Genomic DNA, 24,403 nt, shown 5'->3' with positions numbered 1-24,403 from the left:
ATTACTGCTTAATAGACTAACTTTGTTAATTATACTAAAAAACCTCCATCCTGGGTTCAGGATTAGAGGGTTAGAATAGAGTATTACTAGATAAGGCAGTTTTATTTAGTGTTGTTCCGCATGAACTGCATGATAAATTCACGCAGACCCTCCCGCCAAGGCCTAAGATCATTTAAACCATTGGTACGGATCGATGAGCGATCCATGACGGAATTCCTTGGCCGCGGGGCAGGACGGGAAAACTGATCTGTAGTACAAGGATTAACTTTAGCTTGAATATGGAAACCGGGGAATAACTGAGCCTCTTCAAAGATCGCTTGAGTGAATTCATACCATGTACATGCCCCACTGTTGGAAGCGTGATAGACACCGTATTTTTCAGTACTCATTAATTCCAGTAAAAAATGGGCCAAATCAACCGTATACGTAGGTGATCCCTTCTGGTCGTGTACCACTTGGAGCTTGGGCTTCTCCTGACCAAGTTTCAACATGGTCTTGACAAAATTATTTCCGTGAATACCATACACCCACGAAGTGCGGACAATAAACCATCGTGAAGATAACGATTGTACCAGCACCTCTCCGGCACGCTTGGACTTGCCATAGATACTCTGTGGACTGGTGTTATCATATTCATGATAAGGTTCATCAGAGGTACCGTCAAACACATAATCTGTACTGATATAAATCAGTTTGGCCCCGATCTGCTCAGCAGCTACAGCGATATTACGGGTCCCTATGGCATTGACTTGATATGCTCCGTCTACATCCGTCTCGGCGGCATCGACCGCGGTATAAGCCGCACAATGGATAATCACTTCTGGATGATATGTGGATAAAACATTGCTGCATTCAAGCTGATCCGTAATATCCAATTGCTCGCGAGTACAAGCGAGAACGGAATGTCCTTCTTTCTCCAGAAGGATTACCACATCACGCCCCAGCTGCCCGTTGGCTCCAGTCACAAATATCTTCATGCCTTGGCGTCTCCCAAACGAGAACCGTATTGCTTTTCATAGTATTCCTGATAGGCCCCCGATTGGATACGCGTCCACCATTTTTTATTATCGAGATACCATTGAATGGTTTCTTTGATTCCCGTTTCAAAGTTATGTTTGGGCTTCCAGCCGAGTTCGTTCATCGTTTTGGTTGGGTCGATACCATATCTGCGATCATGTCCGGGGCGATCTTGTACATACTTAATCAAAGAATCCGGCTTGGCGAGTTGCTCTAGAATGGTTTTCACTATGTGCACGTTAGTTCGCTCGTTGTTGCCACCAATGTTGTATACCTCGCCATTACGTCCTTGATGAATAACAAGATCGATCGCACTGCAGTGATCCTCAACGTACAGCCAGTCTCGAATGTTCAGCCCGTCTCCGTAAACAGGTAGTGCTTCATCATTCAATGCACGCGAGATCATGAGTGGAATAAGTTTCTCCGGGAACTGGAACGGTCCGTAATTGTTCGAGCAACGCGTTATATTTACAGGAAGACCAAAGGTCTCATGATAGGCACGGACCAATAGATCTCCTCCTGCCTTAGAGGCAGAATATGGGCTATTGGGTTGAAGCGGAGTCTCTTCCGTAAATAATCCTGTAGGTCCGAGAGAACCGTACACCTCATCAGTTGAAACTTGGACGAACTTAGTAATATTGTGTTTTTTGGCGACATCCAATAACACCTGAGTACCATTGACGTTCGTCTTCACAAACACATCCGGTTCCAAGATACTCCGATCCACGTGAGATTCGGCAGCAAAATTAACTACCACATCCACGCCCTTACCAATCAGGCGGTCCATCTCCTTGGCATCAGTGATATCTTCTTTGACAAAGGTATGCCGCTTGTTGCCTTCAAGTGATTTCAAATTCTCCAAATTGCCAGCATATGTGAGCGCATCTACGTTGATGATTTCATAGCCTGGGTACTGCTCAAGCATATAAATGACAAAGTTACTTCCAATAAATCCGGCACCGCCGGTAACGAGTAAAATCATAGGGGCCTCCTCTAGAGATAGACAAATCAAATGTACCTCTTAGTAAAAGTTGATCACCCTATTAATTATTCAATCTTACTTCAATTGGTGCTAATTTTTGATGAGAATTTAAGTATATATGTCCTTTTAATTATAATCTGAACATAACATCTAAATATGGATAGGTCATGCTTATTAACTCGAATTAGTTTGGCCTAATTGCTATTAGCTGATCTTTCTTTTACATTCTTGTTCGTATGATTATGTAACTATTAATCACAGCATATAAATAATAGAAAAGCACCCTCTAGGAGAATCAAAGAAGGTGCTAAAAATTTAAATTCAGTTTTATTAATCAATTCATCTTTCAATAGCACATATAACCTTGATATCAATCAAAGTAAAAAGATTCAAAAGAAACAAAACCGGATTTTTTAGTTAATTAGATTTGCTTGATTAATTAACACTAGATCAAGTAAGTTCTATGTGAAGCAATTTTGCCTCCGTGCATTTCAAATTTGAGTGTTATTTTTGCTGATAGGTTCCATCAAAAATGTTATTCCACCAAATTGGGTTTTCTTGATACCATTTGACTGTTTCCTTAATTCCAGTTTCAAACTTGTGCTTAGGTTTCCAGCCTAATTCAGTTTCAATTTTAGTTGGATCAATAGCGTAACGTCTGTCATGTCCAAGCCGATCTTCCACGTAGTTAATTAGAGAGTCAGGCTTGTCCAACAATTTCAAAATATATTTAACAATATCGATATTCGTATACTCATTATGTCCACCAATATTATACACTTCACCGGCAACTCCACTATGAACTACGAGATCAATGGCACTACAGTGATCTTCGACATAGAGCCAGTCCCTTACATTAAGACCATCACCATAAACTGAAAGATATTGATTGTTCATACCACGAATGATCATTAATGGTATAAGTTTCTCTGGAAATTGGTAGGGACCATAGTTATTTGAGCATCTAGTAATGTTCACTGGTAAACCGTAAGTTTCATAATATGCCCTTACAAGCAGATCAGCACCTGCTTTACTAGAAGAGTAAGGACTATTAGGAGCAAGGGGAGTTGTTTCACTGAATAAACCTGTTTCCCCCAAAGAACCGTAAACCTCGTCAGTGGAGACCTGGACGTATTTTGAAACACTGTATTTTTTAGATAGTTCTAGCAATGTCTGAGTACCAACTACATTTGTCATCACAAAGACATTCGGCTCCACTATACTTCGATCAACATGCGACTCGGCTGCAAAATTAACCACCACATCTATTCCAGTTTTAAATAAGGATTCTATTTTGTCTTCATTGAGAATACTAGTATGATAAAATTTGTAGTTTGGATACTCTATAGCTTTGGTCAAGTTTTCTGGGTTTCCTGCATAGGTTAAAGAATCAACATTTATAATAGTATATTCGGGATACTTCAAAAGCATGTAGTTAATAAAATTACTACCTATGAATCCAGCCCCACCAGTAACTAAAAGTCTCATGTCAGCACCTACTTTTCATTAATATTTTCTATCATGTTCATTTAATTCATACTACCAATATTATAAAAAGCTTCTTTGTTTTTAAACTTACAAATTGCGTGAACTTGCTGCATATTACCATCTAGTTTAAGGAAACCAACCCATCCATCAAAATCAGCATTTTCTTTCCCAATTTCTTTTGATAATCCTGGTCTCTCTATTCCAATTAGTCCAGCTCCAAGAACCTTATTCTCATTATCAATAAATAAAATGAAATCCACTTGATCTTCACCCGAAAAAAACCATCCGGAAGCGGCACCTATATTATTAGAAATTTCAGTCATTCCATCAAAATTGCCTAATAGATTATCTATAGATTTTATTTGAGATTTATCAATACGTTGACCCACTTTAAAAAAATCCTTAAGGGAGCTCTTATCAAATAACTCAGGAGAATCGTTTTTCAATAACTGCAAAACATTTGGAGCGCCCTCTTTTTGATTCGCTGGTTCACGCACGGGTTCAGTAGTATGCCTAAACCCATCTTCAACTAAAATTATTAGTAGAATTAAAAGCAATAAATTAAATAGAATTAGCAGTATTTTTTTCATTTTTTCCTCTTTAGAGATATCTCAGAATAATTTTCCGGCAAAGGAGTCAGCGCTGGATGGCGCTAGCTGCTATTTTTAGAGTTTTGGCCAGCCAGATGTTTTATAGACCCTCGAGAGTATACCTAAGTAGTAACTCCCTTCATCTTTAATAATCAGAAAATGTGTGCTCTTTTTAGGTAGTGGTTACGTATGCAGCTAAGCTCTTCTTAGATAATATCATAAGCCTGCGGTTATTAATCTCTAATAATCTGACAATACTATAGTTATCACGAACGCGAAATCTGAGCAGCACCTCACCATTAATTTCTCTTTCCAATACCCAAACATGCATACCTTCATATGTGACAGAAAAACTCGTTTGCTGTATTATATTCCCATCCTGGACAAGTTCCAAAAATAAGTTAGCCCCAAGATTTGAAAACAGAAAATAATTAATCTTACAGCCAACTCCTGATAAAGAATACTCGATGTATTCACTGTAAGGAATTGTATTTGATAATGTTAAAATTGAGTTTTTCTTAAAACATTTAGTTTGAAGTGTAATGCCATCTATAAATCTAAGATGGTTATTAACTAGAGCATTATATACATTATGCTCTTTTCTAAATAGTTCCTTACTACCAAATTTAAAGGTAACAGATTCTTTAGCCTTCATTAATTCAAGGATGGATGAAGCTAAACTATTATTCTTCAATGATGTTTTATGGAGCAAAATTGCAGTTTCCTTGTTCATTTCTTTGATATTAACAATTTCCTCAAATTGAGATCTTTCGATTTGATTAACCTTTTTTTCGAACCAGTCTAATCGTCCTTCCAATTTAACAATTTTATCTAATTGTTGCCTTTCTATTTCATTTACCTTTTTTTTCAAAAAATGAAATTGGTCTTCTGATTCAACTAACAAGTTTTTAGCATCTTTAATACCGCTATCTATTTTTTTCTCAAGGTTATTATTCCATTTCTTTATATCCGATAGAATCGAAGTACCCATGTCTTGATTTATTTCTCTTTTACGTACTTGATGAATAATATCAGGCTCATTTTCGTTTGCATTTTTTTTTAATTCAGCAGTTTCATCCGAAGTGAAAGGAGCACCAGATTTATTTACTGCTAATATATAGTATATTTGATCACATACATTTTGCAGAGACCTACGTGCATTCCGCTTTTCCTCCTCGGAAAAATCAATATAATCAGGGAAATAAAAAAATTCCATGCTAACGGTGTGTATATTTATACTTAATTGGCTATTATCGCTTAGACCTAGACCCCAATTAAAAGCATGTGGATTGTAATAATCCCTTTTATCTACAGAAGAAGCTGAATCAGATGTAAAAAAGCGAAAAGTAGACTCATTAAATACCTGCTTATGATAAAAATTAGCGAGATTTACGGTTTCCATATAGTAGGGAGCCAAAACATAAATTAGAGACTGATGCTTACAAACACGATATATTTCCTCCATAATGAGGTAGATATTATCGAAGTGCTCTAAAGAATGTGAACATAACATAATATCAACTGAGTTATCTTCAAGAGGAATTCCTTTATTCAAGTCAGCTACGATGTCAACTCCAGGAAAATGATAGCGATCTATTCCAAGGTATCCCTCAGCTTTTGTATGTCCACATCCCAAGTCTATTCTGACTAAATTTTCCATCCCTTTACCTCCACCATGTAGCTATGTCATTCTTTTAAGTCAATATAAAGCAAATCAACAATCGGTAGGTGAATATCTAGTCGGTTTAATAATTTGTATAAATAACTCCTTCTATTTTTATTTTCGAATGTTCCAATAGCTTTGAAGGCACTTTGGAAAGATAACTGAATCGTAAACTGCTTTTCTGAACAATTTAATAGAGGCTCAAACTTGAAATAAGTCCAGTCATTAAAACTTATGTTACTAATCTCTATTATTGAATCTCTTAATTTCCTTCCGTTCGAAAATAAAGCCATGTGGATTGTTCCATTATCAACTTTTCCATTTAAAGTACCGAAGATTATGCCTATTTCACTTAATTGATTTACATTACAAATAAATTTATACTTCTTCGATGTAGAAATAGGTCTTGAAAAGCTAATGGAATCAGCATCTATGACTCTTGTAGCGATTGGATTAAACCCATGACTTATAGAGAAGTTATGGCTTTTATATTTCGGTGTACTGGTTTTTAACATTAGATGTTCTAGTAATTTACTCCTTACTAATTCTATGCTGTATTCTTTATTTATCAAATCTTTTATATTATTGGAAACCCCCTTCCAGTTTTCTTTGTTATCTATAGCTCTCTTCAGTGTTTGGGATATACTTATAGTTGTAAAATCTTCCGATAAATAACCTGTTACCTCATCAACAATCAATTCTGGGATTCCACCACAGGGGCAGGCGACTGGAATCAATCCACCCGCTGCGCAAATTAACAAGGTTTGTGGGATACTCTCATCAACTGAAGTTGATAATATAATATCATTGTTGGAGATTAACTCCTCCATTGGTGCAAGCCCATGCAATCTAATTTTGTCTTTCAATTCATTTTTTTCAATATAAGTTTGTATTTCTTCAACATACGACGACAGCATTTGAAGTTTGTATCCGTAGATGTTGAGCTCTATATTATATCCATGTTGAATGAGTAAATGACATGCTTTAACCGCTTCTAACTGACGCTTCCTTTTTTGTAATGTGCCACCTATTGCTATCGAGATCGTTTGCCCGTCGTAATTTTTTTTATTAAATTTATGATTAAAGACTATCGAGGGAATTTTCACTGTTGCTAAATCAAATGCTTGATTGTAAAGTTTAGCAGCCCAATCTGAATCGGAAATCGTACCACTTGCTGCAAGTTTCAATTCCAACATTTTTTCGTAAGAATATCCAGTAGGTTGAAATAAAGCAAATACAGAATGAATATCTAACATAGAAGCAGCCGAGACGATGTCCTGAATGTAGCTGCTGCATATTATTAAGCCAATATCTTGAGTAGATATCCAATCAAGTAAGAATTCTATATAATTTCCATCTCTGTTGCTTGAATTATACGGAGCAGTCATTATAGGTTTTAAACCTAAATCCTGAATATATTTGTTTATGTTATCATCGTTTTCATCATCCCCATAGTTTTTTTCATCCGGAACACAGACCTGAACATCAATACCGGCACTATGCAACATTTTACCGATTTGCACCCCATAAATTTCCGAACCAGAAATCATAGAAGAATTCAGAAATATCAAGCACTTATTATGATTAATGTTTGTTAGTAATTGGCCAGTATATATAATGTAATTACTAAAATCATCTTCCTCTAACGGTATTTTTCTGGTGTTTATTTTTATAAAAGCATCATCACTATTAGTGAGATTAATTACAAGACTTGATAAGTCCATCAATTGTGTAGCAGCTTGAAGCTGTTCGTCTTTCCATGGAAGTCCTTTTTTAGGGAAGTATAAATCCATTTTAAAGACATCTTGAACACATTCAAGTTGATTATAATCAACTACATCCGTCAAGTGATTTTTCTGGAGTCCATACGAGATCAAGTATAAAATAGGTATATTTAGTTCTTTATATTGGCGGACGTAGTCCGTTATAAAAAGACCTGTGCAATCAACCAAAAAGAGAAAATCAATGTCTGATGGTGAATATGATGATAGTTGCCATTCTCCACAAGTTATTATGATAGAATCCGAATGCTGCTGTTGTAAAAGTTCTTTATACTTAGAAATCTTATCATTATAGACATTACAAACTAAAAGAATCCGAAGTTTACGGTTTAGGCTAAATTCGGATTTAAACGGAGAAAGTTGATTATTATTAATACCAAACAATCGGTTATTAAAAGAATTTTCATTGTTATAATAGGTATGCCTTTCAAAAAAAGGTTTATATACGATGTTCTCTACATTCAGATACTCATCATAATTTTTTATATATGGTAATAATGCGTTGAAATTAAATACATCAAAGTGGTCAATCGTATCAGGCAGTAGTTTTTTAGTTCTTTCAGCGATTAACTTTTCATCAGTCATATATGCATAAGTTAACTTGTAATCCATTTTAACCGAAAGCCCAAGTGAAACTGGAGAGGAAGGGCCTAGTTCAGTACTAAGTATCTTGTTAACATAATTAAAGGTAGCTCCTAATGATTTAGCCCTGAACCATAGATCCCAATCACATAGACGTCGCATTCCAATATGAGAATCATATAGTCCATATTTTTCAAAGAAGGATCTTTTGCATAGAACTGAGCCATTTGGAATGGTATTTAAATGATATAAAATCTCAAATGTTAAAGGCCATTCCCCTAGGAAAAAATGTTGATCGTCGTTAATTTTCATATTTGTGATAGAATATTGAACATCAGCAGGTTTTGAAATCATCTCAGCTAATAAAATTTCCAAAAAAAGAGGGTCCCATATATTATCATCAAAAATAAACGCAACATAATCGCCCCTAGCTTTCAATATGCCTTCATTTGTTCTAACAGCTGGTAAACCGCAATTAATATCATGACGTATATAAACTATTCTATTATCATTTAAAGCATATTGAACTATAAGCTCTTGGGAGCCATCACTTGAACCATCATCAATAATGATAAATTCAAAATTTATATACGTTTGACTTAACACTGACTCTATACACCGTTTTAGAAAGCCTTCCGCCATTCTACAGTAAGTTGGCATAACAATACTAACTAAGGGGCTATTATTCTCGTAACCGTTATCGAGGATATATTGATCGTTAGTAAATTCTTGAAATTTCATTATTATTTTCCTTTTTTCTTTTAATAGTTTTTTTAATTCCTTCTTCAAGGTTATATTTAGGAAACCATTTACAATCTTCTTTAATCTTTGATATGTCTAGAACGTTTCTACTAACCCCACTATAGTTATTGTTACGAACGATTATCGCTTCTCTTTTCAATATACTCTCAATTATTTGTATGATATCCATTAACTTACTACCTTCACCAGTCCCAATATTGTAAATTCCATGTATTTTTCGATTTAGCAATGTAATTAATGCATCACAAAAGTCATCAATAAAGATATAGTCCCTTATAGAATTTTCTGCACCACTCCATATGGAAATAGGTTTATCATTTAGGATGTTTTGTATAAATATATCTACAGCTCCTTGTTCTACTCTTCTATAGAAGTGACAACCATAAATGTTTGAAATCCGAAGAATGAGATGTTCGACATTATGAACTCGATTATAAAATTTTATAATCTCCTCACTTAATAATTTTCCTTGCCCATAAGAAGAAAGAGGATTCGGTTCGATCGACTCAGTTACATTTTGGTCTTTAACATTTCCATATATAGTTCCACCCGATGAAGGAAACACTATTTTCTTAACATTTAAATTCACCATTGTATCAAGAACACTATCTAATGCTGTAAGTGAATTCTGTAGTTCATAGTTTAAATTATCGCGATTTGAACTAGGTAGCGAATGTGAAATAAAATAAAATACCACATCCACATCTTTAAGTGCGAATTTGAGTGTATCTTTATCAAATACATTTCCAACCATGGTTTCTATGTTTACTTCATTAAATTTATCAGTGATGTTTCGATCTAACACCCTTACATTCCAACCGTTATTATATAATGTCATAGCTACACTAAAACCTATAAAACCTTGTCCACCAATCACCAGAGCATTATTTTCCACTTTTTACCTACCTCTGTTTTTTTTATTTTTCCATCAACCTAATAAGACATTTCTCTGAACAAGGGAATGTTTATTTCCGTTATTAAACATGCCGATGCGTTGATTCCTCGTGTGACGACGCTTTTGTGAACCATCTGTCCAACAAGATATCACAAGCGGTCTTCATGGCCGCTACAACACGAACAAGTATGAACACTATTATCTGCCGAGTAGACCGGAGCGCTTCTTAGTAGGGCTTGTAACTGACTTAGGTTTGTGCAAGAGGGCCATTTGATCCTAAGTTCAGCAAGTACAAGAACAAGCAGATTTTCGCTCCGTGGAAGTTGAGTAACAAACATAACCTCTGTTCGATCTGATCTCCTTCTGGTGTGGAAGCCTTGGGATATCACTTTTTTCGCAAATTGGGTTATTTTCCAACAGCATTTCTCGTCAAAAACATTTCACTTTTTGATAATCATCCATGTACTCAAAAAAACTGCTTCTATCACAGTTTATTTTCTCCCTCACCTATCAAGCCAGTTGTATAATTTATATATGCTTTAGTTACTTCCTCGGGAGTCCCTAACATTTTAACTTCCCCGTATTCCAGCCATATACACTTATTACAGAACTCTAATGCAGAGGACATACTATGTGTGACATAAACAAGAATTTTGACACGATCTACAAGTTCATTTAATCTAGCTTGCGCCTTTTTCAAGAATTTAGCATCACCTGCAGCAATAACTTCATCCAGGAGCAAAATATCTGGTTCAATTGACGTTGAAACTGAAAAAGCCAATCGAATGAACATACCAGAAGAATAGTATTTGACCGGTAAATTCAAGTGTTCACCTAACTCGCTAAAATCAGCAATTTCTTGCATCTTATTCGAAAGCTCTTTTGGGGATTGGCCAAGCATTAATCCTCTAAGTTTAATATTCTCCCATCCAGTTGCTTCCATCTCGAATCCAGTGGACAATTCAAACAAACTAGCAATTTTCCCTTCAATTCTCATTTCACCACTCTTTGGAGGGAATATGCCAGCTATAACCTTTAAGAACGAACTTTTACCGGCACCATTATGACCAATTATTGCCAATCGATCGCCGTCCGCCAAGGATAAATTTATGTTTTTCAAAGCATGTATGGTCTTTTTTTTCTCTATTAATTGATTTTTATATTTTTTTGGAGTTAATATATCTTTCAAGCTGTTTTCCTTCATGATTTGGTATTGCAAATTCACGTTTTTCATTTCAACTGAACTCATATAAGATTCACCTTTCACAATCTAAAAGTGATTTTTCTGCCTATTTTATTAATAAGCACTATCGATATTTGGATGAGAATTAAAGTGATTATTATGCAAATTACCCAAGTTCTCCAATTAGGAATTTCTTTTCCTAGTAATGGTCCTCTTATAATTTCCAAAAAATAATAGAACGGATTTAACAGATATATCCACTGAAAATTCTTCGAATCCATCATTTCAGGTTTATAGATAATTGGGCTTAAATAAAAGAATCCTTGGATAACCAATGATTGTAGCGGCTGAAAATCTCTTAGATACAGGTTCACTATTGCTGAGATCGTAGCCCAAGCTGAGCAAAAAAACAACCAAATTATTAAGGCTGGAACAATAAACAACATATTGAATCCAAAACTTCCGGGATCTATAAAAATATATAATAAAAAAAATGCTCCCAATGAAATTAATAAATTCACAAAGTTAACTATACTAGCTCTTAAGGGGAAAATCTCTATAGGAACTTGAGTTTGTTTAATATAACCCTGGGAGCTTAAAAAAGAGATGGCCCCCCCTTCAGCACTACTTGTAAAGAAAATCCATGGCAACAAGCCGGAAAACAAATAGGGAATCAACTCTTTAATAGGCGTATTAAAAACCACTGAATAAACCAACCCAATAATAACAACGATACCAAGAGGAGAGAGGAAATTCCATGCTACTCCGAGTACCGAATTTCTATATCTGTTCTTAAGATCCTGTCGAGTCAAACTAATTAATATATAACGGGCCTCATATAAATTTTTGAAATATTTCACCCTATCTCTAACCTCACAGACCTTATAGATATTTATTTTTTTGAAATTTTCTTTATGATTTTTTTTACCAGGTATCCAGGAGCCCTGTACCCCATTGATTTAAAAATATTGATAACTTTGCTCGCCAGGAGTTCCTTTGAGCCAAGATTAAGATTAAATTGATTAGGTCTGCATTGCTGAGCCCGAAAAGTAACCAATTCATTTAACTCAGTAATACAGTCATTAGCAATCTTAGAGACAGTAAACTCTTTTTCAAGATGTGTCCTTGAATTATTTGCAATAGCTTTTCTTAAAACAGTATCATCAATAAGACAAGATAATCCATGAAACCATCCATCTGACGTATTTTCTACAAGTAAACCATTAATTTTACTTTTCACAATAAAACGATATGGTTCAACATTAGAATATACCCCAGCTGCTCCAATTGCTCCATATTCTAAATATTTATTAAAATATTTAGATGCATGAAAATCACTAGCTGGGAGTACCGCGATCCCAATATCCCAGTGCAGTTCCCTCATCTCTTTCAAATATTCTTCATAGTTTGTTTTATAAGGAATAAATCTATAGTCTACTCCGTCTAATTCAGGTTCAGCCCCCATAAATTCAAAAGCAATACTATCTTGATATTTATGTTTTAATTTAGTAAGCGGTTTTTTTAGAAATCTCTCGATATTGTTCTTATGATCAATGCCGCCACTAAATCCTATTTTCACTGTTTCGTTATCATTCTCCGAATGCTCATTCAATGTTACTTCGTTAATTAAAAGAGCTGGAGCATTTATGATAACGGCTCTATTTATAACAAATGGTTCATATTTTTCTTTAATATGAATATTATTTGTCAATAAGTAATCAGAGTGATTGATTATTGAAATTATGTTTTTTCTAATCATTTCAGTATTAAAATAGTCTGTACTAGCGGCATAAAGAGGAATGTTCAACAAGTCATCATCCATATAATAAATTGTCATTTTCCCCAATTTCTTGCATTCTTTAATAATGTTGAGTTCATAGGAATCTGCTGATCGAACGCTAATAATGATATCGGCCTCGGACAATATTTCTTTTGTAAGATGAGCAGTTAAATAAAAATGGAAGTCGATAAGTCCTTCCTTTTGTAATTGCTTCATAACTTCCACTATTCCAACTCTTGCAGACGGAATATCACCTAGACAGAATGCGACCACGTTTGTTAAACGCATTAAAAATTCTCCTTATATAAGGACATTTTAATTATCACTTTATCGTTAATTGAGTATCGTTCAGTTTCTAAGAAACCAGCCTTTGCATAAACTTTACAAGCAGAAGTATTATTGGCAATAACCTCTAAATATATTTCGTTGAGTTCTAAAAGTTCAAAGCCGAATTCACACAAGCTAATGGTAATAGCTAATCCTAATCCCTTTCCCCGAGTGGAGGATTCACCTATTAGCAATCTGCCGAACTCTGCTCTCTTTTTATAATTATCAATATTATACAAGCCAAGCATTCCAACACTTTTACCTGAATCTTCGAGATCATTAACTATAAACATGATATCATCTGTTTTTTGCAAGTATTTCTCATACCATCTTTTTTGTTGATCTATCTCTATATAAGTGTTTGTAAGAAAACTAGACTGGTTCAGAGGGGAATTTCTCCAACCCCTCATCAATTCAATATCAGCTTCTGTTACTGGTGTTAAAGTAAACTTATCATTTTTAATTATAAAATCGTGATTCAATTGTCGGGCCTCCATCACATACTTGTAAATTTCAGTACATGTTCCACCACTTTGTCTACATCACTCTTTTGCATTCTAAGATGCATCGGTAAAGACAAAATCCGCTCACTGATGTGGTGAGAGTTTGGACAAGTTCCCTTAGCATAAGAATACATTCTATATTCTGTATTGTCTCGGTAATGTACGCCAGGATAAATTTCAGACTCATTTAAAGCAAGGAGTAATTCGTCCCTTTTATCAACTTCAATTACGTAAAGATGTCGGGAAGAGTCGCATCCAGGAGCTACTTTAATTGATTTAATATTCGTATGTCCATGGAAACCTTCATCATACCACCGAGCCAGCTGTTTACGGTAGGCATTATCTTGATCCAGATATTTAAGCTGTACAAGACCAATTCCAGCCATAATGGAATTTCCGTGATATTTGTATCCAACATGCTCCACGTCATACTTCCATTTATAAGCTCCCTTGTCATTAGATCTAGCATAAGTATCCTTGTTAATACCCAACCAGGTCAGTTTGCGGCATAATTCATCGTTGTCCTTCTCCTTGAAGCAAATCATACCAGAGTCTGCAGTTGGAAGGTTCTTAACGGCCTGAAAAGAATACACCACTACGTCTGCTTCCCCACCAGGAATCTTCCCATTTAGTCTGGTACCTGCCATGTGTGCTGCGTCTAGAATAAGTGCCAAATCATACTTCTTGCATAGCTCGACGATTTCAAGGTATCTTCCGGTATTTCCACCAATACCTACAAATAAAATGGCCTTAGTCTTGCTCGTGATTTTAGCTTCAACATCCTTAGGATCAAGACACATGAATTCATCTATATCAGCAAAAACTGGTTTTAATTCCTCATAAAGGATGGCATGATTAGTGGATACAAAGGTCAAAGGTGTTGTGATGACTTCAGCATCATTTCCCCACTCTCTCTGCATCTTTAAAATCTTAAACGCCAAACTGAGTCCTACAGTTGCAGAATTCAAAAAATGGGCATTCTCTAACCCTGTATACTCTTTCCATTTCTCTTCAAGTTGTACGGTTTTAAAACCAAGGCCAGTCCACCCTTTCTCCAAACATTCACGGATTTCCTCTAGGCATTCTTCGACCCTAAACGTAGGCATAAATAATTGAATAGACATAACAGATATTCTCTCCCTTTTTATGTTATAAAAAAACTATGCAGCGCTTCACTATAATGTCTTAACGGACGTTTATTGAGAAGCCAGTTTGAATTATCCAATACAGAATATCGTGGGCGCCTAGCCCTTGTTGGGTATTCACCCGATGAAACTGAACATATTCTTCTATGTCCGTTCTGTTTAACTTCAGCTATTAACTTTGCAAATTCATACCATGAGGTAATTCCTGTATTAGTAATATGATAGGTACCAAATGGACATCCAATAAGCTCAAGTAATGATTCTGATAAGTCTACTGTATAGGTTGGGGTTCCCCATTGATCATTAACTACGTTCAGAACTCTGGCATCGTCGAAAAGAACCCGTACAATTGTATCAGGAAAACATTTACCGCCCTTTCCGAATAACCAAGAAGTCCTTACAATATAATATTTTTCATAGTTTGACTTGAGAATATCCTCAGCAAGCATTTTAGATTTACCATATACGTTAATCGGTTTGCGATCATCCGCTTCTTTATATGGGGTGTTACCATACCCATCGAAAACATAATCTGTACTAATAAATATAATGATAGGTTTTGATTCTGCTACACTTTCCAAGAGATTATACATACTTAGACTATTCACAGTGTAGGCTTCCAAAGGGTCATCTTCAACTTTGTCAACATTAGTAATCCCAGCTGAATGGATAATTACCTCAGGTCTGTGTTTTTCTATAGCCAACTTAAGGGAACTGAGATTGTTTATATCACATTCGTGTCTTGAAGTTCTCACTACCTGGTGTCCATCTTCCTTAAATTGACGGTAAACCTCCTGCCCAAGCAATCCGAATCCACCTAGTATTAACACTCTCAAGATTCCACTTCCTTTCAAAGACTTCTCTGACTTAGAGGTTTCCAGTTCTGATCTTTGTTGGAAAGAGAAGGTTGGGACAGCCCTTCCAAAGGCCATCTAATACCAATTTCTGGATCGTTCCAGAGTAACCCAGACTCGTGCCCAGGATCATAAAAGTCGGTACATTTATATGAAAATACAGCCACATCAGAAAGTACAAGAAAACCGTGAGCAAACCCTTCCGGAATATAAAACTGTTTTCGGTTGGCGGCAGAAAGATGAATCCCATTCCATTTCAAAAACGTCGGAGAGTCCTTTCTAAGATCAACTGCTACGTCAAAAACCTCCCCTTCAAGAACTCGAACAAGTTTCCCTTGTGGATTTCTGGTTTGGTAATGCATTCCCCGCAAGACTCCTTTCTTCGACATAGATTGGTTATCTTGGACAAAAGATACATTAATACCATTTTTCTTGAAATCCTCTAGATGATATGTCTCCATAAAATAACCTCTATCATCCCCGAATAGCTTAGGCTCAACTATAATTAAGCCCTCAATATCTGTTTGGATAAAATTAAAGTTCCCCATTGCCTGCCCCCTAATTAACTATGGTTGTATATATCCATTAAATATTGACCGTACTGGGTCTTTAACAAAGGCTTGGCGAGGTGGACGAGATCATCCTTCGAGATATAGCCCATTCTAAAAGCAATTTCCTCAATGCATGAAATGTAGAGACCTTGCCTTTTTTGGATCGCCTCCACAAAGTTGCTTGCTTCAAGTAATGATTCGTGTGTCCCGGTATCAAGCCAAGCCATTCCCCTGCCCATTACCTCAACTTTAAGCTGTTCCCTGTATTTATATTCTTCAATAACGGAAGTTATTTCTAATTCCCCTCTTGCTGAAGGAGTTACCCTGGAGGCTATCTCAGCTACATCTCCATCAAAGAAATACAAACCAGGCACTGCATAATTTGATTTTGGAACCATTGGCTTCTCTTCTATAGAGAGCACATTATTGTTCTCATCAAACTCTACAACTCCATATGCTGTCGGGTCTTTTACATTACAGCCAAAAATCAGTGCCCCCTCTTCTAATTCAGCAGCTTTATGTAAAGTTTGACTAAATCTTTGACCATAAAAAATGTTATCACCTAAAACCATCGCTACGGGTTCACCATCAATGAAATCCTCACCAATAATAAAAGCTTCAGCTAAGCCCTTAGGTTCATATTGAATTCGATATTCAAACTTCATCCCAAGTTGCCCACCATCCCCAAGCAATTGAGTAAAGAATGGGAGATCTCTAGGTGTTGAGATAATCAGAACTTCTCTTATTCCCGCCAACATTAGAACTGATAATGGATAATAAATCATCGGTTTATCATAAATAGGAAGCATCTGTTTTGAAACAGCTCTAGTCAGAGGATAAAGTCTAGTACCAGAACCACCAGCCAAAATAATACCTTTCATTTTTTGCACACCCTTTAAAACTAAATTAGTTTTCCCACTTTTTATGTTGAGAAGATTATCCCATATAGCTCTTGTCAGTAGACTTATGCTAAAATATTGTCGTATCTACAAAAAAAGGAGACTCATTACCTTGTCGAATCCAGTATACGGGAAACAAAAGAAGACGTCGAGCAAAGCTCATTCAAGTTCGACTTCACCGCTTCTATGGACTCTCACCATAGGACTCATCTTATTTTTACTCTGGTCCTCGTTCCAAGTTGCGCTATTTAACGGACAGTTGCTTCAATTCGAAGGTCCCATTTACTGGGCACTTGTAATTACAACGCTCCTGTTCATCGTCTGGGCTGTAGTCTACTACAACAATATCTCACTAGACTCCCAACGAGATTGGCTATATTTAGCCGTTCTCCTGCTGCCACTTACCTACATCCTATCACTGATCAGTGCAGTATCGCATTACTTGGCTGTCAATATTATTCTGATTCAATGCATCTATGCCATGCTGTTCGTCATGACGATGTACTTACTCCAGAACAAACAAATCAATCATATCATACAATCTTCCTTAATAGGACTTGCATATGTAATTGTCGGATATGGTCTATTGAATTGGTTTGGTGCGTTCAGCTTCGCAGGCAAGCTAGTTGGCTGGTTCTCTTCTGGCGTAGTGAACGGGGTATACAACCAAGCGATCTGGAATGATGCCAATGGTCCCCGGCTTGCTTCGGTGTTTCAGTACCCGAACACATACGCAGCATTCCTCATGGCATTCCTGTTCATTAGTATTTTTAGCCTGATCCGCACAAAAAAGGTGTACATACAGTTGGTTCATAGCTTCATGCTTGTTCCCATCTTGCTGTCCCTGTTACTTACATTGTCGCGGACAGGGCTAGTCATGATGCCAATCGTTTTCGTGATAATCCTGTTACTGCTTAAACCGGCAAAACAGATCTTATGGTTCATTGTTCTCGCTATTTCGGGAGTAGGTACTATTGCCATCCTGAATCCGGTCAATACCGCTGGACTCGAATTGCAACAACAGTTCTCTGCTGGACTTGCAGCTAAAGGTTGGGTCTGCCTGATTGCCGCATCCATTGTAGTAGCAATTATTATCTGGGCTCTTCAACGAAGGATTGCTCCAAAATTGGAAACGAAACTGCAAGCCTGGGGACAACGCAAAGGCGCAAGCCTCTGGATCCCCCTTGGTTCTGCGTTGCTGGCCATTATCGCAGCAGTCCTACTGTTGGGTACCAGCGTTCGTAATATACTGCCTGACAGCATCAGTACTCGTCTGGAGAACATTAACTTCCAACAGCACAGTGTCCTGGAACGAATCACCTTTTACAAGGACGCAGCCAAGGTTGTTGCGGATTATCCGCTAATTGGTGCCGGAGGAGGAGCTTGGACTGCACTGTATGAAAAATATCAGAACAATCCGTATATCAGTGCACAGGCACATAACTTCTTCATGCAGTACCTGATAGAAGTCGGAATCGTCGGATTTATCATTTTCATGGCATTTATTATCTATATCTTCTACCAATTTGTTCGCAGCTACTTGCGAAGAGACGAAATTGAAAGAGAATCACATTTTGTATTTTTCATTTTGTCCATGACTATTCTGGTGCTGAGTCTTCTTGATTTCAACATGAGTTATGTCTTCATCGGCATGCTGGTGTTTATCGGGTTTGGAGGTATGGCAGCGGCAATTGAACCACGGCCCGTACAACGTTTGAAAGTAAGCCCAGCTGCCGCCCGAGGAATTTATACTGCCATTGCCGGAATATCGATCATCGTGCTGTTGATTATATCTGTTCGTTTCTTGCAGGCCAATCATTATGCTTACGAGGGCAAGCAAATCGTACAATCAAGCCAATCATTTGAGGAAATTAAAGTTCCACTGGATAAAGATTTGTCAATTCGCGAAACGCATTCCGATTCTCTTTTAACACTATCTTCACTCTATCAGCAAGGTTTCCAACAGACACAAAATGAACAATTCTATACAGCAAACGTCGAACTTTTGCAAAAAGGATTAAAAGCAGAACCTTATAACAAAAGTATGGTTAAACAGCTCATCCAGTTATACCAACTCAAAGGCGAGAATGATAAAGCTTATTCACTCCAACACGAATACGCCGCCAATTACGTCTGGGATATGGATTGGTACGAAACGCTGATTAGCCGTTCGTTTGAACTCGGATATCAGGCATTAGGACAAGGTGATACAGCTAAGAAGCAATCCTATTTCATTTATGGCCTGGATGCTTACCAACACGTTGTGGATGGCGTAGAACATCTGAAAACTCTACCTGAAGGGCAGCTTCAAGGAAACCCATTCGAGCTCACCCCGACAATGATCCTGAACGTTGGTAAAATGAAATATATGTCAAACGATTCCGCCGGAGCTGCTACTATTCTTAAGAATGGAATTGCAGAGGATCTGTCGGATGCTACCAACCGTGAAATTGCCCGTTGGTACCTTGCTGCTCTGACTAAGGATGGACAACAGGATCAAGCAGTATATGATAAGTTGATTGCTGTTGCACCTAACGAAGCAGACGAGATTAAACAGATTGCTGAACTGAACTTCTAATTGATGAAGTGCACCTAAAGGTCCTATTAATATTAATTTCACATCAAAAAAGGTTTGCCCTATCAAGGGCAAACCTTTTTTGATCTAATTCATATAAAATTCGCTAGCTTGACGCCACAATCTTCTTTAAGTAATTTAACAAATCCTCACGCAAATCCGGGCGCTGAAGGGCATAATGAATCGTGGTTTCAATAAAACCAAGTTTCTCCCCAACATCATGACGTAGGCCGTCAAAGTGATAGGCGAGAATCTGTCGTTGGTCATTCAGACGGGACAAGGCATCCGTTAACTGGATTTCTCCACCCACGCCAGCAGATTGCTGACCAAGGATATCGAAGATATCCGGCGTTAGAATATAACGCCCCATAATAGCCAGATTGGAAGGTGATTCTTCCGTCTTCGGTTTCTCGATCAAACGACGCGCGCGGTATACACGATCTTCGGTGCGAGATACCAATTCCCCATCCACAATCCCGTAACGAGACACTTCGCTCCAATCAACAGGCTGTACACCTACGATCGGAGATTGCAATTCATCATAGACTTCGATCATCTGCTGTAGACAAGGATGTCTGGACTCCACGATGTCATCTCCTAGCAGGACAGCAAATGGTTCATTTCCGATAAACTTGCGGGCACACCAGATGGCGTGTCCCAGACCCTTCGGTTCCTTTTGACGGATATAATGGATGTCTGCCATCTCGGAGGGTTTGCGAACTTCATTCAGCAGATCCCATTTCTGTTTACCAGCAAGATTCTGCTCCAGCTCGAATGAATAGTCAAAATGATCCTCGATGGCCCGTTTACCTTTACCTGTTACGATAATGATATCCTCAATGCCTGAAGCCACGGCTTCTTCAATAATGTACTGGATCGTTGGTTTATCAACGATTGGTAACATTTCCTTGGGCATCGCCTTCGTGGCAGGCAGAAACCGGGTACCGAGCCCGGCCGCTGGAATGATTGCTTTGCGAATACGCATGCTGAGCCCACTCCTTTTTTTGCTAGAGTCATATTTTAATATATTAAATGATGGCAAACTCCAATGTGATTGGACTTCATTATACCATCAACAGCTCCCGGATATCCTGCTCGGATAAGGTAGTCGATCCGCGATCTCCGGGTTCAATGACTTCGGCAATCAAATCTTTTTTGCGCTGCTGCAGTTCCAGAATCTTCTCCTCAATCGTACCTTCCGTAACGAGGCGGATAACCTGTACAACTTGTTTCTGCCCCATACGATGGGCACGTCCGATGGCCTGTTCTTCCACGGCGGGATTCCACCACAAATCATATAAAATAACAGTATCTGCACCCGTTAAATTCAATCCGGTACCGCCAGCTTTCAAGGAGATCAGGAACAGCTCAGCTTCACCTTCGTTGAATCTGCGGCACATCTCTACCCGACTCTGTGCAGGTGTCTGACCATCCAGGTAGAACAAATCTCTCCCCTGTGCAGCGAGCGTCTGTCGAATCAAATTAAGCATGCTAGCGAACTGGGAGAAGATAAGAATTCGCTTGCCAGCAGCCAGACAATCCTGAACCGTCTCCAGCAACTGTTCCATTTTCCCGGAATCCCCTTGATAACCCTCCACAAAGAGAGCAGGATGACAGCACAACTGGCGCAGGCGTGTAATACCAGCAAGTATTTTGATCCGGTTCTTCTGAAAACCGTTCTCTTCCATATCCTTGGATGTCTCATCCTGAAGCTGGGATAGATAGGCGGCATACAGTTTCTTCTGTTCGTCCTTCAGCTCGGAGCGCTGTACGGTTTCAATACGATCGGGTAATTCCTCCAGCACGTCTTTCTTAAGACGACGGAGAATAAACGGACGAACCATTCGCGCGATCCGCTCAGGTGGCAGGTCCCGGAATCTGCGATAACTTGGAAACAAGCCCGGGAAAACCGCTTCAAAGATCGACCACAGCTCATCCAATGAATTCTCCACGGGTGTTCCTGTAAGAGCGAAGCGACGTGGTGCCTGAATCTGTTTAACAGCCTGAGCCGTCTGGGAAGAAGAATTTTTGATTGCCTGGGCTTCATCCAAAATAAGCGTATGAAACGTTCTCCCTAGATATGTGTCCAGATCACGCCGCAATAGAGGGTAGGAAGTCACAATAACATCTGCGTCATCCATACCTGCGAGCATACTTGCACGTTCGTCTTTTTGACCCGCTGCAATCAATACTCGCAAATGCGGTGCAAATCGGGCAAATTCATTCGCCCAGTTGTACGTTAATGAAGCTGGTGCAACGACGAGTACTGGAGGATGAGCAGGTTGTTGGTGCAACAATCCGACCTGTACTTCATCTGGGATGTTACTCTCGAAAGTTCCCTCATCGACAGTGTGACTAGCATCACCCGGATTGATATTGTGCTGTTTCGGCTTTTCTTTCAGTTCTGCCGCGATATAGGCGATACTTTGCAGCGTTTTTCCAAGTCCCATATCATCTGCCAGAATGCCGCCAAATCGGTAAAATGCGAGTGTGCGCAGCCACTGGTATCCACTCGCTTGATAATCACGCAGCACAGGAGCAAGCTCATCCGGCAGCGCAAAATCCATCCGCTCGGGATCACGAAGATCATCCAGGAAACGTTTCAGGGAACCTCCCCACTTCACATGTCCGGAAACCTCGTCCCGGCCCGGAAGCTGTAACGCCCGAACTGCTGGCATCTGAATATGACTGCCCTTGATGTCGCCCGACGCAAGTCCAAGCGAGTCCGCCATGTGTGCGAAGCTGTCCGCTCCTTCATTTTCGAGAGAGACAAACACACCGCTGCGCAAGCGGAAATATGGTTTCTTTTCCACAATGCTGCGCATAATTTTCTGAAGCTCCAGCTCATCTACACCTTCCATCTCGAATGAGATCTCCAGCCAATCCAAGCCTTTGCCCAGATCTGCCCGAACTTTCGGCGGTGTCGGATAGGATTGCACCATAGCCTTCACCGCATTCGGGATATAGATATCTACCTGCTTCTCAAGCTCCGGCAGCAGATGATACATCACATCGTATACCGCATCTTCTCGTTCACTTGCCCATACACTGCCATCCCGTTCCAGGAAAGAGCGATCTAGTCGGTCGATCAGGTTACGCTCCGCATGACGGTCACGTACCAAAATCACCTTTTTCTCTTCCTCATCGATCAAATATTCGGCCAGCGGATTAATTACCATTACACCATAGTCAAACTCCAGACGCGCAGTAATCCGTTCCCGGTAGAAATCGATATACAACTTTGGCGCAAGCTCCGGCTCTGCGATTCGTTCTCTCACCTGGGAGTCGATAGACAGATGTCCAAGTGTTCGCAATTCCGGTACTACATGCTGCACAAATTCATCCACCTGCTGAGCTGAAATATCGATACTTTCCTTGATTCCATAAGATGTGAGCGCTCTGCTCAAATCCTCCAGACTTCGCATCTGCATCGGCTCCAACATATGCAATTGCCCTTCCACCACGGCAGCATCATAGGCTGGAAGAAGAATCAGCTCACGCAATCCGGAGATCTCCAGCTGATATCCTTCATTAGTCCCCTGCGCAATACGGTAAAATAAAGGCAGTGCCCCCTCACCCAAAGTGAGCGGACCATTCGCTAACCCTGTCCCCTCCATCCGGCTATCTGCCTGAAGCAACAAATCCAGTAGAGGCTTCCAGACCAGAGGAGCAATCAATATATCTCTTCCGTCTGAAGCACCCAAGTAACCCGAGATGGATTCGCGGTATGCTTCCTCACTCTGCCTCATTCGAATAAGCATAGACAGGATCGCCTGATCCTGGGGCCGAAAATAATGCATTGAAGGGTCGTAGAAAAATAGCTTGGTAAACGACATCGGCTCACCATTCTCAATGCAGTTCAGGAATTGCTTCACTTTCTGAACGACATACAGGCGTTTATTTCCGACCTTCAGTTCAAGCGCGAGTTTGGCTCCGCCTTTGTGAACCTGCACAAGCTTGCATATAAATTGGAGCTGCAGTTCCTCCCGTAATAAAGACCGGGTTACAGGCGCAGTGTATTTACGATCATTTGCATGCAAAGGGCTGCGTTCTTTGGCAAACATGGAAAGAATCTGATCTGCAGTTCGGTACGAAGGTTTATCTGCTGATCTGCCCCATCCAGGAGCAGAGCTTGGACGACCTGCTTGAGCGAAATGCACAGACGGACGATCCCTATCCGCATGGTCATCAAGCTTGGAATCGGAAGGCAAAGGCTCGGCTGCAAAGGCCTGAACAGATGAAGTTGAATGAGATCCCGCATTCATTACTGAGTCGGTATTTGAAATGGAGTTTGGACGCTCCCACACATTCTCCTCCACCAGCGTTCCTACTCTGGAACTGGAGCCACGATCAGGTTTAGACACCAGCTTCGAGGATGTTTGAGAGCCCGTGTCACGCTGTTCTGCCCATTCATGGATCGCCAGCAATACGGCAGCCACATGTTTGCAATAGTCATAGTATCTCCCATCGCCCGGACAGCTGCATCCGGCAACAACCTCACCTGCATCATCCAGATCAACCGTTACTTTGTATCGTTCTGTACCTCGAACCACAGCTTCGTAATGGCGTTCATCGTGACTGGCGACCAGATTGGTCACCCTGCCAGATTGGTTATACGCTTCTCCCCGTTTGAATGCCGTGACCCCGCACAGCAATTTGATATCCATCATCGTGAATGGCGCCACGGTCTTCGCCTCCTATATTACTCTGACAAACAAGATACCACATACGAATTTAGTATCGGTATAGTTCAAGTCTATTTTATAGAAAAAACCCCAAGAGCTCCGTAAAGCAGAGATTGGGGTTGCAGTATAGTTCAACTTCAT

General features: G+C 39.1%; 18 protein-coding genes. 1 reads left to right on the top strand and 17 read right to left on the bottom strand.

The features are described 5' to 3' along the window. Positions 1-101 precede the first annotated feature (101 nt). From rfbD (ACR1R9_RS30605) to rfbA, 15 genes are all read right to left on the bottom strand, one after another. On the bottom strand, positions 102-977 hold the full coding sequence (gene rfbD, locus ACR1R9_RS30605; RefSeq protein ID WP_433921972.1) for a dTDP-4-dehydrorhamnose reductase: 876 nt from the start codon (positions 975-977) through the stop codon (positions 102-104). Then, positions 974-1,999 (bottom strand): dTDP-glucose 4,6-dehydratase, encoded by a 1,026-nt coding sequence (rfbB, locus tag ACR1R9_RS30600; RefSeq protein ID WP_433921973.1) that lies wholly within the window; start codon positions 1,997-1,999, stop codon positions 974-976. Before rfbB (ACR1R9_RS30600) ends, rfbD (ACR1R9_RS30605) begins: the two co-directional genes overlap by 4 nt. A 504-nt stretch (positions 2,000-2,503) precedes the next feature. Next, complete coding sequence (gene rfbB, locus ACR1R9_RS30595) at positions 2,504-3,487, bottom strand: dTDP-glucose 4,6-dehydratase (RefSeq protein WP_433921974.1); 984 nt, start codon at positions 3,485-3,487, stop codon at positions 2,504-2,506. A gap of 41 nt (positions 3,488-3,528) precedes the next feature. Further along, positions 3,529-4,077 (bottom strand): hypothetical protein, encoded by a 549-nt coding sequence (locus ACR1R9_RS30590; RefSeq protein ID WP_433921975.1) that lies wholly within the window; start codon positions 4,075-4,077, stop codon positions 3,529-3,531. Between the two features lie 172 nt (positions 4,078-4,249). After that, a complete protein-coding gene (locus tag ACR1R9_RS30585; RefSeq protein ID WP_433921976.1) occupies positions 4,250-5,737 on the bottom strand; it encodes a class I SAM-dependent methyltransferase in 1,488 nt (495 codons plus the stop codon). Between the two features lie 26 nt (positions 5,738-5,763). Continuing rightward, the gene (locus ACR1R9_RS30580; protein WP_433956409.1) at positions 5,764-8,844 is read right to left on the bottom strand and encodes a glycosyltransferase; all 3,081 of its coding nucleotides are present in this window, start codon (positions 8,842-8,844) and stop codon (positions 5,764-5,766) included. Beyond that, the gene (locus ACR1R9_RS30575) at positions 8,822-9,760 is read right to left on the bottom strand and encodes an NAD-dependent epimerase/dehydratase family protein (RefSeq protein ID WP_433921978.1); all 939 of its coding nucleotides are present in this window, start codon (positions 9,758-9,760) and stop codon (positions 8,822-8,824) included. Before ACR1R9_RS30575 ends, ACR1R9_RS30580 begins: the two co-directional genes overlap by 23 nt. Before the next feature lie 484 nt (positions 9,761-10,244). After that, complete coding sequence (locus ACR1R9_RS30570) at positions 10,245-11,009, bottom strand: ABC transporter ATP-binding protein (protein ID WP_433921979.1); 765 nt, start codon at positions 11,007-11,009, stop codon at positions 10,245-10,247. A 14-nt stretch (positions 11,010-11,023) separates the two neighbouring features. Continuing rightward, positions 11,024-11,803, bottom strand: coding sequence for an ABC transporter permease (locus tag ACR1R9_RS30565; protein ID WP_433921980.1), 780 nt, complete (start codon positions 11,801-11,803; stop codon positions 11,024-11,026). 32 nt (positions 11,804-11,835) lie between these two features. Next, positions 11,836-13,011, bottom strand: coding sequence for a hypothetical protein (locus ACR1R9_RS30560; RefSeq protein WP_433921981.1), 1,176 nt, complete (start codon positions 13,009-13,011; stop codon positions 11,836-11,838). Beyond that, positions 13,011-13,532, bottom strand: a complete 522-nt coding sequence (locus ACR1R9_RS30555) for a GNAT family N-acetyltransferase (RefSeq protein WP_433921982.1) — start codon at positions 13,530-13,532, stop codon at positions 13,011-13,013. The genes ACR1R9_RS30560 and ACR1R9_RS30555 overlap by 1 nt, the downstream gene beginning before the upstream one ends. Positions 13,533-13,546: 14 nt before the next feature. Further along, positions 13,547-14,677 (bottom strand): DegT/DnrJ/EryC1/StrS family aminotransferase, encoded by a 1,131-nt coding sequence (locus ACR1R9_RS30550; protein ID WP_433948841.1) that lies wholly within the window; start codon positions 14,675-14,677, stop codon positions 13,547-13,549. A 20-nt stretch (positions 14,678-14,697) separates the two neighbouring features. Then, positions 14,698-15,528, bottom strand: coding sequence for a dTDP-4-dehydrorhamnose reductase (gene rfbD / locus ACR1R9_RS30545; RefSeq protein WP_433923775.1), 831 nt, complete (start codon positions 15,526-15,528; stop codon positions 14,698-14,700). Positions 15,529-15,548: 20 nt separating this feature from the next. Continuing rightward, a complete protein-coding gene (gene rfbC, locus ACR1R9_RS30540; protein ID WP_433921985.1) occupies positions 15,549-16,100 on the bottom strand; it encodes a dTDP-4-dehydrorhamnose 3,5-epimerase in 552 nt (183 codons plus the stop codon). A 14-nt stretch (positions 16,101-16,114) separates the two neighbouring features. Further along, a complete protein-coding gene (rfbA, locus tag ACR1R9_RS30535) occupies positions 16,115-16,984 on the bottom strand; it encodes a glucose-1-phosphate thymidylyltransferase RfbA (protein ID WP_433921986.1) in 870 nt (289 codons plus the stop codon). Between the two features lie 130 nt (positions 16,985-17,114). Here rfbA and ACR1R9_RS30530 point away from each other — a divergent pair, with 130 nt between their 5' ends. Next, complete coding sequence (locus tag ACR1R9_RS30530; protein ID WP_433921987.1) at positions 17,115-19,580, top strand: O-antigen ligase family protein; 2,466 nt, start codon at positions 17,115-17,117, stop codon at positions 19,578-19,580. Positions 19,581-19,683: 103 nt separating this feature from the next. Here ACR1R9_RS30530 and galU read toward each other — a convergent pair whose 3' ends face one another. Continuing rightward, positions 19,684-20,562: a UTP--glucose-1-phosphate uridylyltransferase GalU gene (galU, locus tag ACR1R9_RS30525; protein ID WP_433921988.1), complete on the bottom strand. Its 879-nt coding sequence runs from the start codon at positions 20,560-20,562 to the stop codon at positions 19,684-19,686. A 79-nt stretch (positions 20,563-20,641) separates the two neighbouring features. Further along, complete coding sequence (locus ACR1R9_RS30520; protein ID WP_433921989.1) at positions 20,642-24,262, bottom strand: SNF2 helicase associated domain-containing protein; 3,621 nt, start codon at positions 24,260-24,262, stop codon at positions 20,642-20,644. Positions 24,263-24,403: the final 141 nt, after the last annotated feature.

It is taken from the genome of Paenibacillus taichungensis (genome assembly GCF_050994985.1).
GTDB lineage: Bacteria > Bacillota > Bacilli > Paenibacillales > Paenibacillaceae > Paenibacillus > Paenibacillus taichungensis.
The sequence above is the reverse complement of the archived record's forward strand: the minus strand, read 5'-3'. Positions and strand labels throughout refer to the sequence as shown.

Excerpts from the sequence above, each read along its gene's own strand:
- ACR1R9_RS30560 (WP_433921981.1), bottom strand. The coding sequence starts at position 13,011 with ATGCGTTTAACAAACGTGGTCGCATTCTGTCTAGGTGATATTCCGTCT.
- ACR1R9_RS30580 (WP_433956409.1), bottom strand. The coding sequence starts at position 8,844 with ATGAAATTTCAAGAATTTACTAACGATCAATATATCCTCGATAACGGT.
- rfbA (WP_433921986.1), bottom strand. The coding sequence starts at position 16,984 with ATGAAAGGTATTATTTTGGCTGGTGGTTCTGGTACTAGACTTTATCCT.
- ACR1R9_RS30550 (WP_433948841.1), bottom strand. The coding sequence starts at position 14,677 with ATGTCTATTCAATTATTTATGCCTACGTTTAGGGTCGAAGAATGCCTA.
- ACR1R9_RS30585 (WP_433921976.1), bottom strand. The coding sequence starts at position 5,737 with ATGGAAAATTTAGTCAGAATAGACTTGGGATGTGGACATACAAAAGCT.
- rfbC (WP_433921985.1), bottom strand. The coding sequence starts at position 16,100 with ATGGGGAACTTTAATTTTATCCAAACAGATATTGAGGGCTTAATTATA.
- ACR1R9_RS30570 (WP_433921979.1), bottom strand. The coding sequence starts at position 11,009 with ATGAGTTCAGTTGAAATGAAAAACGTGAATTTGCAATACCAAATCATG.
- ACR1R9_RS30590 (WP_433921975.1), bottom strand. The coding sequence starts at position 4,077 with ATGAAAAAAATACTGCTAATTCTATTTAATTTATTGCTTTTAATTCTA.
- rfbB (WP_433921973.1), bottom strand. The coding sequence starts at position 1,999 with ATGATTTTACTCGTTACCGGCGGTGCCGGATTTATTGGAAGTAACTTT.
- rfbB (WP_433921974.1), bottom strand. The coding sequence starts at position 3,487 with ATGAGACTTTTAGTTACTGGTGGGGCTGGATTCATAGGTAGTAATTTT.
- rfbD (WP_433921972.1), bottom strand. The coding sequence starts at position 977 with ATGAAGATATTTGTGACTGGAGCCAACGGGCAGCTGGGGCGTGATGTG.
- galU (WP_433921988.1), bottom strand. The coding sequence starts at position 20,562 with ATGCGTATTCGCAAAGCAATCATTCCAGCGGCCGGGCTCGGTACCCGG.